This is a genomic window from Pseudomonas sp. lyk4-R2A-10, assembly GCF_030209075.1.
GTDB classification, from domain to species: domain Bacteria; phylum Pseudomonadota; class Gammaproteobacteria; order Pseudomonadales; family Pseudomonadaceae; genus Aquipseudomonas; species Aquipseudomonas glycinae.
The window spans coordinates 205,334-217,700 of the sequence record NZ_JARVSR010000010.1 but is presented as its reverse complement, the minus strand read 5'-3'; the positions used below and the strand labels follow the sequence as shown (position 1 = coordinate 217,700).

The window sequence follows — 12,367 nt, the reverse complement described above, 5'->3', positions numbered from 1 at the left end:
ACGATGAAAGCATTTCTGATTGATGGCTATGGCAAGAACCCCGGACGCATTGGCGAAGCGCCCGCCCCCGCAGTCGGTGCCCACGACGTGTTGATCGAGGTCCATGCGAGCAGTGTCAACGTGCTGGATTCGAAGATCAGCAAAGGCGAGTTCAAGCTGATCCTGCCCTACGCCTTTCCGTTGATATTGGGCAATGACCTGGCGGGTGTCGTGGTTGAAGTCGGCCCGCAGGTGACACGCTTCAAACCGGGAGACGAGGTATACGCTCGCCCGCCCGAAGCGCGGATCGGGACGTTCGCCCAATTGATCGCTGTGAACGAAAACGCGGTCGCCCTGAAACCTGCCAATACCGACATGGCACAAGCAGCATCCCTGCCTTTGGTTGCACTGACCGCCTGGCAAGTACTGGTTGAAACCGCCCGGCTGCAAAAGGGCCAGAAAGTGCTGATTCACGCGGGTTCCGGCGGCGTCGGCACAGTTGCGATTCAGCTTGCCAAACACCTCGGTGCGTTTGTCGCCACAACCACCAGTACCGCCAATGTCGAATGGGTCAAGGCGCTGGGGGCCGATCTGGTGATCGACTACACACAGCAGGACTTCGCAAGTGTCCTGCATGACTACGACGTGGTGCTGAACAGCCTCGGCGCCGACGTGCTGGAGAAGTCACTCAAGGTCCTGAAGCCCGGCGGCCAACTCATTTCCATCTCGGGCCCACCCACTGTGCAGTTCGCGAGGGAGCAAGGTTTGTCCTGGCCATTGCAGCAAGTCATGCGCCTGCTGAGCCTTGGCATTCGTCGCAAAGCGCGCAAGCAGGATGTCAGCTACGCGTTCGTGTTCATGCGGGCCAATGGCGCTCAACTGCAACAAATCACCGCGCTCGTGGAGGACGGGATCATCAAACCAGTGGTTGATCGCTCCTTCCCCTTTGAATCAACGGCTGAAGCACTGAAGTACGTTGAGCAGGGACGCGCCAAGGGCAAGGTCGTTGTTTTGCTCAAATGACCAAGCCGCAGACTCATGAATCGAACGTAGACACTGCACAGCTTTTACTGCTTGAGCGCTCATCATCCGAAGTGATTTCGCCAGAGGAGCAGCAAGTGCTTCAACCGGATGATGCGCAGGCTCAGCCGCCCGTTATCGTTTGGCGCAGTTTGATGCTTGAGCCATAAGGAAGGTTGCAGGTGATCTCGTCAGGCTGTCGCGTTCGGCTCGACAAGATGAACTTCCGTGGCATTGCGCCCGGCCAGCCAGGCCAGCACGGAAGCAGCGACCAGGACAGCGGCGCTAAGCTCGAAGGTGGCTTTGTAACCGCTCAGATCAAAGGCCAGGCCGCCAACGATTGCGCCGCCGGCGATCGCCAGTTGGACGATGGCCACCAGCAAGCCGCCTCCGGCTTCCGCATCATCCGGGAGCGTCTGCGCCAGCCACGTCCACCAGCCAACCGGCGCAGCTGTGGCAACCAGCCCCCAGAGTCCGAGCAGCACGGCGGTCAGCAGCGGTGATTTGCCGAAGCTGACCAACGCCAGCGCGATCACCGCCATGATCAGCGGAATGGCGGTCAACGTGCGATAGAGGCCACGCCCCATAAACCGTTCGATCAGAAAGGTGCCGATAAAACCTGCCAGCCCCAGGCCCAGTAGCATCAAAGACAATGTTGAAACACTGACACCGGTGACCCCTTCGAGAAATGGCCGCAGGTAAGTGAACAGCATGAACTGGCCCATGAAAAAGACGCTGACGGCGACCATGCCCAAAGCCACTGGCAATTGCCTCATCAACCGCAGAACGTTGCCGCTACCGGCCTGGCGCTCGGCCTTGAAAGACGGAAGGCTGATCAGCAGCCACACGGCGGCAAGCACCGCGACCGGAACCACACAGAAGAATGCACCGCGCCAGCCGATCAACGAGCCAAGGAAGCTGCCCGCCGGAGCGGCGATGACCGTGGCCAAAGCGTTGCCGCCATTGACGATGGCCAGCGCGCGGGAAACCTGTTCAGGCTTCACCAGGCGCATGGCAGTCGCCGCCGACAACGACCAGAAACCACCGATCGCAATCCCGATCAACGCACGTCCGAACATGAAGGACGGGTAGCCCGGGGCGAGTGCGACGACCGTTCCGGAGACGATCATCAGCAAGGTCAGGCCCAGCAGAAGCTGCTTGCGTTCGATGCGAGCGGCGACCGAGGCGATCAACAAACTGGTGATCAAGGCAAAGGCACCGGACACGGAAATACCCTGCCCGGCCTGACCTTCGGTGATGTGCAGGTCTGCCGCAATCGGCGTCAGCAGGCTGACGGGCATGAACTCGGAAGCGACCAGAGCGAATGCGGCCAGCGACATCGCCAGCACGGCGCTCCAGCCGCCTGCTCTTTTAGAAGGATCTGTAGAAGGAAACGTCATGAAAACTACCCGTGGTGCGAAAAAACGTAGGGGTGTGATGCGCAGGGGCAAACAGTTTGTCGCCCGTCCGGGCAGTGCCCCTGTAACAGATAGACACATTCTCCCGGTCAGTCCGGTGCTTCCCTAGCGCATTCCTCTTGAATGCTTGCCTGATCCTCTGGCGATGCAGGGAGATGGATAGGAAACGTCTCGCGCGCGCATTAGAGTTCGGTCAAAGGAGTGAGCCCACATGATCCCGACCCCTCTGCCCCAGGAATCACCTTTGGCACGGCACATCGACCCGCACGTGCGCGCACCGGGCGACTTCGCCACGTCGATACCCGGTCTGTCTCTGTTTCGTCGCGACCAACCGGCACCACCCGTTGTGTGCATGATCGAACCCAGCCTGATTCTTGTGGGCCGCGGCGAAAAGCGCCTGTGGGTGGGTGGTCAGGGTTACAGCTATGACCCTTCGCGGTTTCTGGTCACTTCACTGGATCTGCCCGCCAACTCCGAAGTGATGCTCGCCAGTCCTGAACAGCCCTGTGTCGGCCTCGTGCTGAAGCTGGATGTCAGCATGCTTGCCGAGGTCATTACCAAGAGCGGCTTGCCCTCGAAACGCCAGCCATCAACGGGTACGGGCGCTGCGATTGGCAGCCTGTCGTCAGCGCTGGAAGACGCGCTCGATCGCCTGCTGGCCCTGCTCGATGAACCCGAGGCGATCCCGGTCCTGGCGCCGCTGATTCTGCGGGAAATCCACTACCGGTTGCTGCACACCGACCAAGGCCCACGGCTGCGGCAGATCACTGCCGTCGACGGTCAGGGTTATCGCATCGCCAAGGCCATCGACTGGCTCAAGGTCAACTACACCGATGCTCTGCGCATCGATGATCTGGCCGCGCGGGTGCAGATGAGCGCGCCGACCTTTCACCATCATTTCCGCCAGCTCACCGGCATGAGTCCGCTGCAGTACCAGAAATGGCTGCGGCTCAACGAAGCCCGCCGACTGATGCTGGTCGAGCGCCTGGACGTTTCGCGCGCGGCGTTTGCGGTCGGCTATGAAAGTCCTTCGCAGTTCAGCCGCGAATATGGCCGGCTGTTCGGCACCGCACCGAGCCGCGACATGGCCCTTTTGCGCGGGCAGCCCTTCGAGGCAGCCGCGCTCGGCACAGTCGCGAATTGAACCAAAACCGGTGATGCGCCCCGCCGCGTGTCACCGCTCATAACAATGCACGTCAACCGATGATCAAGCGGGTGAACCATGGAACTACGAATCAACCAGAAGACCTATCAGGTCGATGCCGACGCCGATACGCCCTTGCTGTGGGTGATCCGCGATGATCTGGGCATGACCGGCACCAAGTACGGCTGCGGACTGGCGCAATGCGGCGCCTGCTCGGTGCTGGTGGACGGCAATGTGGTGCGTTCCTGCGTCACGCCGGTGGCGGGTGTGGTTGGCCGCGAGGTCACCACCATTGAAGCCATCGAAACCGATGACGTGGGCAAACGGGTCGTCTCGACCTGGGTCGATCTGCAGGTCGCCCAGTGCGGCTACTGCCAGTCCGGGCAGGTGATGGCTGCCACCGCGCTGCTCAAGCAGAACCCCAAACCGAGTGATGCGCAGATCGAGGCGGCGATGGTCAACCTGTGCCGCTGCGGTACCTACAACGCCATTCATGCCGCCGTGCATGAACTTGCCGGCAAGGGGGACGCGTGATGAACGTTCGTATCGACCCTTCACAACACGCTTCAGTACTGGATCTGCAGGAACCGATCAATGTGTCGCGCAGACGTTTCCTGACCGGTACCGCCGTCGGCGCATTGGTGCTCGGCTTCGGTCTGCCGCTCGGTGCGACACGGGTACAAGCGGCAGCGTCTGCCGAGCGCGGCACCCAAGTCCCGGCGTTTCTCGAAATCCGCCCGGACAACCGCGTGCGTCTGCTCTGCCCGTTCATGGAAGGCGGGCAAGGCACGTTCACCGCCATGGCGCAGATCGTCGGTGAAGAACTGGATGCGGACCCGGCGACCTTCCTGGTCGAAGCAGCGCCGCCCGGAGAAGCCTACGTGGTGATGGAAAACGGCCTGCGCATCACCGGCGGCAGCATGTCGGTGCGCATGAGTTACCCGGTCATGCGCCGCCTCGGTGCCCTCGCCCGCGCCATGCTGTTGCAGGCCGGCGCGCAGCAACTGGGCGTGCCGGTGAGCGAGTTGAGCACCGAGCCTGGCAAAGTGGTGCACACCAAATCGGGCCGTTCGCTGGCCTACGGTGAACTGGCCGAGCGCGCGATGGATCTGCCGGCTCCCGATCCGGCCTCGGTGAAGCTGCGTGATCCGAGTCAGTTCCGCTGGATCGGCAAACCGGTGAAGCGTCTCGATGCCTACGACAAATCCACCGGCAAGGCGCTGTACAGCATCGATCTGAAGGTCGACGACATGCTGCATGCCGCCGTTCAACATGCCCCGCGCTTGGGGATGACCGTGGGCAACTTGCGCAACGAAGACCAGGTCAAGGCGATGAAAGGCGTGCATTCCGTGCACCGTCTGCCGGGCGCTGTAGCGGTGGTCGCCGAGCGCTGGTGGCACGCCAAACGTGCCGTCGAGGCGATTCAGGTCGACTGGCAAGAGCCGACGGCCGACAGCCAAGTGCGGCCGATGCCCGCCGACTTTTCCAGCGATGCCTGGTTCAAGCGCCTCGCTGAAGATAAAAGCCCCGCCAGAGATGATGAACACGAAGGCGATGTGGCTTCGACTCTCAAAGAGACCAAGACCCGGATCGACGCCACTTACCACAACCAATACCTGAACCACGGACAGCTGGAGCCGCCTTCAGCACTGGCCCGATTCAATCCGGATGGTTCGCTTGAGGTCTGGCTGCCGAATCAGGCGCCGGACATGTTCCGCGCCGATATCGCCAAACGCACCGGGCTCGATCCGTCACGCATCACCTTGCATTCGCCGCTGTTGGGCGGGTTCTTCGGTCGGCATTTCCTCTACGACTCGGCCAGTCCCTACCCTCAGGCCATCGCGCTGGCCAAAGCAGTTGGCCGCCCGGTCAAACTGATCTGGAGTCGCGAAGAAGAGTTCCTGCGTGACGTGCTTCGACCGGTGGCAGCGGTGAATTTCAGCGCCGCGCTGGACAGCGACGGCTGGCCGCTGGCAATCGAAGCGATCAGTGCCACCGAAGGCCCGACCGAAGCCCTCGCCGGCAAACAGGGTGAAAAGCTCGACCCGACGGCGCTCGAAGGGTTGTCAGGCAAGTCCTATGCGATCCCCAACAAGCGCATCGCGCAGATTTACGTCAAAGGCCCGGCGATGCTCGGCTACTGGCGTTCGGTGGGCAATTCCCTCAACGACTTCTTCTATGAATCGTTCCTCGATGAACTGGCCGACAAAGGGGGCAAAGACCCATTCGAGCTGCGCCTGCATTTGCTGCGTGACAACAAACGCCTGACCACGCTGCTACAAGCGGTGGGTGAACTGTCCGGAGGCTGGAAGCGCGGGCCGTTTACCGCCGAGGATGGCAGCCGACGTGCGCGCGGCGTGGCCATGGCTTCGCCGTTCGGTACCGAGACGGCGGTGATCGCTGAGGTGTCCATCGAGAACGGCCAGGTCAAGGTGCACGACATCTGGCAGGCGATTGATCCGGGCAGCATCGTCAATCCGGCGATTGTCGAGGCTCAGGTGAACGGCGCCGTGGCGTTGGGACTGTCGCAAACGCTGGTCGAGGAAGCCGTGTGGGTGGATGGCAAACCCCGGGCGCGCAACTACGACTTGTACCCGATCCTGCCGCCTGCGCGGATGGCACGGGTGCATGTGCGGGTGGTCGAGAGCGGGGAAAAAATGGGTGGCATTGGTGAACCGCCGTTGCCTGCGGTCGCGCCCGCTGTCGCTAACGCGGTGGCGACGCTGACCGGTCAGCGGGTACGCAGCCTGCCCTTGAGCCGACACACTTTCACCTGATCAGCGCCGGAGCGTTCATGAATAACAGCCGATTCGCAAGAACCGCTGGCTGGCTGGCCGTGCCGTGTCTGGTCGCGGCAGGCCTGCTGGCCTGGTATGTCACCCGCGAGCCTGTCTCGCGCCTGGAAAACCATCAGATCGCCGTGGCCGACATCGATCCGGCGCTGGTGGCCCGTGGCGAATACGTCGCCAGGCTCAGCGATTGCGTGGCCTGCCACAGTGTGCCGGGCGGCGCGCCGTTCGCCGGAGGGCTGGAAATGGCCACGCCGCTGGGCTCAATCCATGCGACCAATATCACCCCGGACACAGAAACCGGCATCGGTCACTACAGCCTGGCGGACTTCGACCGGGCCGTGCGCCACGGCGTGGCGCCCGACAGTCGCCGTCTGTACCCGGCGATGCCCTACCCGTCCTACGCCAAGCTCAGTGATGAAGACGTACGAGCGCTGTATGCGTTTTTCATGAAAGGCGTGGCACCGGTGAAACAAGCGAACATCCCGAGTGCAATTCCGTTTCCGCTGAACCTGCGCTGGCCGATTGCACTGTGGAACGGTGTGTTTGTCGACGCGGAGCCCTACGTAGCCAAACCGTCGCAGGATGAACAGTGGAACCGTGGCGCTTACCTCGTTCAGGGCGCCGGGCACTGCGGCAGTTGTCATACTCCGCGCAGCCTGGCGTTCAACGAAAAAGCACTGGATGAGTCCGGCAAGCCATACCTCGCCGGCGCCCTGCTCGATGGCTGGTACGCGCCGAGCCTGCGCGATGACCACAACACCGGGCTGGGCCGTTGGAGCGAGCAAGAGATCGTGCAGTTCCTCAAGACCGGTCGCAACCAGCACGCGGTGGTCTACGGCTCGATGACCGAGGCGTTCAACAACTCCACACAGTTCATGAGCGACGACGATCTGACGGCCATTGCCCACTACCTGAAGTCGCTTCCGGGAGATCGCGAACGGGATGGCGCGCCTTGGCAGTATCAAGCGGTTTCGGCAGCGCAACGTCTGGAATCGCCCGGTGCACAGACCTACGTGACGCGCTGTGCGTCGTGCCACGGTCTGGACGGCAAGGGTCAATCGCAATGGATGCCGCCGCTGGCGGGCGCTACCTCGGCTTTGGCCAGGGAAAGTGCCTCGGCAATCAACATCACTCTGAATGGTTCGCAACGAGTGGTGGCGGCGGGCGTGCCGGATGCCTATCGCATGCCTGCCTTCCGTGAGCAGCTGTCGGATCAGCAGATCGCCGAAGTGCTGACGTTCATGCGCAGCACTTGGGGCAATCAGGGGAGTGCCGTTGATGCGCAGACGGTGGGCAAACTGCGTGAACACACCGATCCGGCCAGCAGCAGTCCGATCATCCTGCAGATGCGCTAGAGGAAAGATTGATAAAGCATCGACTTGCTGGTCCCGCGCACGGCGCGGGACTGGCTAGCCTCCAGACTGCTCAGTGTGGGCTGGCGGTCGGACGAACCACAATCTCACTCACGTCCACATCATCAGGCTGCTCGATGGCATAGGTGAGCGCCCGCGCAATGGCGTCTGCATTGAGCGCCACACGCCGGAAGGCTTTCATTTCCTCGCGTGCCACCTCATCGGAAATCGTATCGGCCAGTTCGGACTCGACGACGCCCGGGCACACCACGGTCACCCGGATCTTGTCCGTTTCCTGGCGCAGACCATCCGAGATAGCCCGGACCGCGAATTTGGTCGCGCAGTACACTGCCGCTGTCGGAGAAACCGCGAGTCCACCAATGGACGAGATATTGATGACCTGACCGAAACCCTGCGCCTGCATGTCCGGCAAGACGGCGGCAATACCGTGTAGCACACCGCGAACGTTGACATCGAGCATCTGGTTCCATTCATCGACCTTCAACGAAGCCAGCGGAGACAAAGGCATCACCCCCGCGTTGTTGATGATCACATCGACCTTGCCATGTTGCGTCTTGGCGAACGCCACGAAGGCGTGCATCGATTGCAGATCCGTAACGTCCAGTGCGCAGGCACTTGCCGAGCCACCTTCGGCCTGGATTTCGCTGACCAGTTTGTCCAGACGCTCGGTGCGGCGGGCACCGAGGACCACATGCGCGCCTTTGGCAGCAATCAACCTGGCCGCTGCTTCGCCAATACCACTGCTTGCACCGGTAATCAGGACGACTTTGTTTTGAATGTTCGACATATCCGTAGCTCCTGCTGTCTGCATTGAAGTTCAGCACCGACCGCTGAAGACGCGGTCGTTGCTGCGGGGTACGTCGAAAAGATTAAGGGCACGGGCGTCGTCGGCGCGTGCCGAAACCTGCGCCACTTTTGCCTATTCGTGTCTGTGTGCATCGCCTGCAAATTTGTAGCGTAGGGGCGCTCAGGCCCCACGGAACTCGCTGGGCGTTACGCCCACTTCGCGACGAAATACCTGCGAGAAATGACTGGGGCTTGAGTAGCCGACCTCCAGCCCGATGTCGATGACGCCAAGACGGGTCTCCAGCAACAGGTGCCGCGCGCGAGCCATGCGCAAGCGAATGAAGTACTGCGATGGCGAAAGCCCCGTCGCCCGCTTGAACAGGCGGCTGAAGTGGTACTCGCTCAGCTCGGCAAGGCTGGCCAGTTTGGCCAGGCTGAACTCAGCGCTCAGATGCGCGCGCATGGCGTCGGTGACTTTGCGCAGTTTGAAGGCTTGCAAGGCGTTGACCCGACGCCCGGGCTGGCTTTCAGCCAGATAGCTGCGCACCAGATGCACGGCCAGCGCCTGCGCCAGCGAGCGGGCGAAAAGAGCACTGGGCGAGCGTTCCAGAAGCAGTTCGGTGCGCAATTGCTCCATGACAAACGCGACGCGCTCGTCCCGTGCCCCTGAAACATCGCGCAAACGCACAGACCCTGCGTGCTGACCCGACAGCTCTCGAGACGCTTGCTCGATCAGCGGCAGGCCGAGATAAAGATGCATGACCTCGAAGGTATCGCCTCCGTGCGTCTGCCAACGCATTTCATACGGCTCATCGGAGCTGGTGAGGAAAAAATCGCCGGCACTGACCTGCGCAGCTTCCCACTCGCCCCCCAATGCGCGCTCCTCTACCGTCGCCGCCCCGGCCAGAACCAGAACGAGCAGCGGTTCCACCACCGCAGGCACGAGAATGGGCTCAGTAACGCTGCGATGGGTAAACAGCTGAATCACTACGTCGGTGATTTCCGGGCGCGAGGGTAACGCCTGCGGTTCGCCTGGCAGGAACTCACCCATCGACTCGCCGGTGATGCGCAAGTCTCGAGAAGATGTCGACATCGGTTCCTGGGAGGTGCGCCCGGTATGTGCCATGAACTCGTCCTTTTCAGATTCGGCTGTGCCAAGCCAGACAGGTCTCGGACGCTTGCCCGTACGCCGCGTCAGGAGACCGGCTCGATGATATCGAGCTTTTGCCGTGGGTTGAATCGAGCACCGAACCTCCCTCACTGACATTCAGCGCAAAACTCCGACAGCGTGGGCAATCTCACGAAAGCCGACCTCACTCCGCTGCGAGACAGTAGACCCGTCGCCGATGACAGCGCCTCGCCGGCGCCAACACGGCTTATCCCTACTCGATCAAAACGCTGGAGAACATCATGACCGACTTCAAGAACAGCACCCCAAACGAAGTGGCCGGTAAAGTCGCGCTGGTCACTGGCGCGGCCAGTGGCATCGGCAAGGCCATCGCACTGCTGCTGCACGCCCGCGGCGCCCAAGTCATTGCTGAAGATATAAACCCTGAGGTTGAAGCGCTGGCCCGCCCTGGCCTGGTCCCCCTGGTGGCCGACATCACTCAGGACGGCGCAGCCGAACGCGCGGTCGCCCTGGCCGTCGAGCAATTCGGTCGGCTGGACATTCTGGTCAACAACGCCGGCATCATCATCAACAAACTGGTCATCGACATGACCCGCGAAGACTGGGAACGCATTCAGGCGGTCAACGCCACGGCGGCCTTTTTGCATAGCCGGGAGGCGGTCAAAGCGATGATGCCCAACAAGTCCGGATCGATCGTCAACATCGCGTCCTACGCTTCCTATTTCGCCTTCCCCACCATTGCCGCCTACACCGCTTCCAAAGGCGCGCTGGCCCAATTGACGCGCACCCTGGCGCTTGAGGTCATTGGCCACGGCATCCGCGTCAATGCTGTCGGTGTCGGCGATGTGGTGACCAACATCCTCAACGATGTGGTCGACGATGGCCCTGCCTTTCTCGCCCAACATGGCGAAGCGGCGCCGATCGGCCGCGCCGCCCAACCGGAAGAAATCGCCGAAGTGGTCGCCTTCATCGCCTCGGATCGGGCCAGCTTCATGGTCGGTTCGGTGGTCATGGCCGACGGCGGCATGACGGTCACGGCCGGCTGAGCCGCAGCACAAATGCGCCGCAGGACACGCCCGACCAGCCCGAGAGGATCAGGCAAATCTGCGGCAGTTTCGTCCTAACACCGCTGCGCTCGGCTACGTAATCTGAAAGCACGCAACGGATGCACACACAGGCCACGGCAGGCCGCTCAGATGAACAACGTCAATGAGGACTGAACAATGAAAAACGCAAAACGGCTTTCCCTTTCACTGGTGATCGGCGCGATGGTGGCCTGCGCGATCAACCTTTCCTCGACCAGTCTGTACCTGGCCGCTGACGGATCTGACCGGACGCCCGGCATGCGCGTCACTGAAGGCGGCAGTGATCGCACTCCGGGTTTTCGCGTTGCCGAAAACGGCTCTGATCGCACGGCTTTGGGCCGTATCGGCTCAGTCTGAACATCCGAGGAGAAAAGTGATGAAAGATGCCAAAAAAACCACTCAGGACCATCGTTACGCAGGCATGTGGGTCACCGCGGATGGATTCATCCGTCATGAGCTTCTGACGACTGGTCGTTACGACGAGGCCCGTGGTAAAAACAAGAGCGCCTATCAGGGCCGCTACGAACTGGTTGGTGATTACATCCAGTACTGGGACGACACCGGCTTCACCGCTGATGGCCACTTTCATGACGACGTGCTGTATCACGCCGGAATGATCCTCTATCGGCAATGAGTACTTTGATGATGTCGGGTGAATATCGTCTGCCCGGGCAGTTCCGGGCAGACGCTCATGAACACATGTGAGAGCCTTGAAATGGAACAAAGCGATGCTTTCATCCTTCAAAACACAGCCATCTACCGTGACGAACTGGTTCGGCTGCTGACTCAACGCTTTACCACACCCGGGATCTATGAGACCGCCATAGCTCCGCTGCATGTGATTCGTTTCGATGCACCTTCGGAGCTGATCCATACCGTGCACAAACCGGCACTTTGCCTGATCGTTCAAGGACAAAAGGAAATCAGCCTGGGTGACGATCATTACCTCTACGATCCGCTCAGTTACCTGGTGGTCTCGGTGACGCTCCCGGTTGCCGGGCGCGTGCTGAAGGCCAGTCCGCAAGCGCCTTACCTGTGTATCCGGTTCGATTTCGAGGCCGCGGAAATTGCCCAGGTCATCGCCGACGCGCCGCCGGCGGGCGTACCGGACGAGCCGGAACTGGGACTTTTCCTTGAAAGGGTCGATGTGCCCCTGCTGGAAACCATGCTTCGACTGGTCCGACTGCTGGACACCCCGAAAGACATCGGCATGCTGGCACCTCTGGCTTTGCGGGAGCTGTATTACCGCCTTCTACGCGGCATGCACGGCCGTCGTCTGTATGAGCTTGCCCTCGGCGACTCGCAAACACGTCGGGTTACGCGGGCGATCGATTGGTTGAACAACCACTACACCCAACCCTTGCGCATCGAAGAACTCGCCCGGGTCGCGAATTTGGGCAACTCCACATTGCATCATCGCTTCAAGGCAGTGACCGCCATGAGTCCGCTGCAGTATCAGAAACAACTGCGCCTGCAGGAAGCCCGCCGGCTGTTGCTCGGCGAAGGGCTGGATGTGGCGAGCGCCTGTTATCGAGTGGGCTACGAAAGCCCGTCGCAATTCAGCCGGGAATACAGTCGCCAGTTTGGCTGCCCACCTTCCAAAGATGCCAGCCGCACGCGTCGCACGGGGTAAACCCCGCA

The 12,367-nt window shown here is 61.4% G+C and carries 12 protein-coding genes; 9 read left to right on the top strand and 3 right to left on the bottom strand.

Annotated elements, in window-relative coordinates; translation table 11 throughout:
* Positions 1-3 precede the first annotated feature (3 nt).
* Positions 4-1,002, top strand: a complete 999-nt coding sequence (locus tag QRN46_RS14440; protein WP_285356080.1) for an NADP-dependent oxidoreductase — start codon at positions 4-6, stop codon at positions 1,000-1,002.
* Positions 1,003-1,190: 188 nt separating this feature from the next.
* On the opposite strand, the gene QRN46_RS14435 is transcribed toward QRN46_RS14440, so the two are convergent.
* Positions 1,191-2,399, bottom strand: a complete 1,209-nt coding sequence (locus QRN46_RS14435) for an MFS transporter (RefSeq protein WP_221614828.1) — start codon at positions 2,397-2,399, stop codon at positions 1,191-1,193.
* Between the two features lie 229 nt (positions 2,400-2,628).
* On the opposite strand from QRN46_RS14435, the gene QRN46_RS14430 reads away from it, so the two are divergent.
* The 4 genes from QRN46_RS14430 (at position 2,629) to QRN46_RS14415 (ending at position 7,708) form a co-directional block, all read left to right on the top strand.
* A complete protein-coding gene (locus tag QRN46_RS14430; protein ID WP_285355382.1) occupies positions 2,629-3,561 on the top strand; it encodes an AraC family transcriptional regulator in 933 nt (310 codons plus the stop codon).
* Positions 3,562-3,639: 78 nt separating this feature from the next.
* Entirely contained in the window at positions 3,640-4,095 is a 456-nt protein-coding gene (locus QRN46_RS14425; protein WP_085611777.1) for a (2Fe-2S)-binding protein, read from the top strand.
* Positions 4,095-6,338: a xanthine dehydrogenase family protein molybdopterin-binding subunit gene (locus tag QRN46_RS14420; RefSeq protein WP_285355378.1), complete on the top strand. Its 2,244-nt coding sequence runs from the start codon at positions 4,095-4,097 to the stop codon at positions 6,336-6,338. Before QRN46_RS14425 ends, QRN46_RS14420 begins: the two co-directional genes overlap by 1 nt.
* A 17-nt stretch (positions 6,339-6,355) precedes the next feature.
* Complete coding sequence (locus QRN46_RS14415; RefSeq protein WP_201818262.1) at positions 6,356-7,708, top strand: cytochrome c; 1,353 nt, start codon at positions 6,356-6,358, stop codon at positions 7,706-7,708.
* A 70-nt stretch (positions 7,709-7,778) separates the two neighbouring features.
* On the opposite strand, the gene QRN46_RS14410 is transcribed toward QRN46_RS14415, so the two are convergent.
* Both QRN46_RS14410 and QRN46_RS14405 read right to left on the bottom strand, forming a co-directional pair.
* On the bottom strand, positions 7,779-8,513 hold the full coding sequence (locus tag QRN46_RS14410) for an SDR family oxidoreductase (protein ID WP_011333892.1): 735 nt from the start codon (positions 8,511-8,513) through the stop codon (positions 7,779-7,781).
* A gap of 180 nt (positions 8,514-8,693) precedes the next feature.
* Positions 8,694-9,638 carry a helix-turn-helix domain-containing protein gene (locus tag QRN46_RS14405; RefSeq protein WP_041475248.1) on the bottom strand — a complete coding sequence of 315 codons (945 nt, stop codon included), beginning with the start codon at positions 9,636-9,638 and terminating at the stop codon, positions 8,694-8,696.
* A gap of 284 nt (positions 9,639-9,922) precedes the next feature.
* On the opposite strand from QRN46_RS14405, the gene QRN46_RS14400 reads away from it, so the two are divergent.
* From QRN46_RS14400 to QRN46_RS14385, 4 genes are all read left to right on the top strand, one after another.
* The gene (locus tag QRN46_RS14400; RefSeq protein WP_201818259.1) at positions 9,923-10,687 is read left to right on the top strand and encodes an SDR family NAD(P)-dependent oxidoreductase; all 765 of its coding nucleotides are present in this window, start codon (positions 9,923-9,925) and stop codon (positions 10,685-10,687) included.
* A gap of 177 nt (positions 10,688-10,864) precedes the next feature.
* Positions 10,865-11,083: a hypothetical protein gene (locus tag QRN46_RS14395; protein ID WP_201818257.1), complete on the top strand. Its 219-nt coding sequence runs from the start codon at positions 10,865-10,867 to the stop codon at positions 11,081-11,083.
* Positions 11,084-11,102: 19 nt separating this feature from the next.
* Complete coding sequence (locus QRN46_RS14390; protein ID WP_039773158.1) at positions 11,103-11,360, top strand: Atu4866 domain-containing protein; 258 nt, start codon at positions 11,103-11,105, stop codon at positions 11,358-11,360.
* An 81-nt stretch (positions 11,361-11,441) separates the two neighbouring features.
* The gene (locus tag QRN46_RS14385) at positions 11,442-12,359 is read left to right on the top strand and encodes an AraC family transcriptional regulator (protein WP_201818394.1); all 918 of its coding nucleotides are present in this window, start codon (positions 11,442-11,444) and stop codon (positions 12,357-12,359) included.
* The last annotated feature ends 8 nt before the right edge of the window (positions 12,360-12,367 follow it).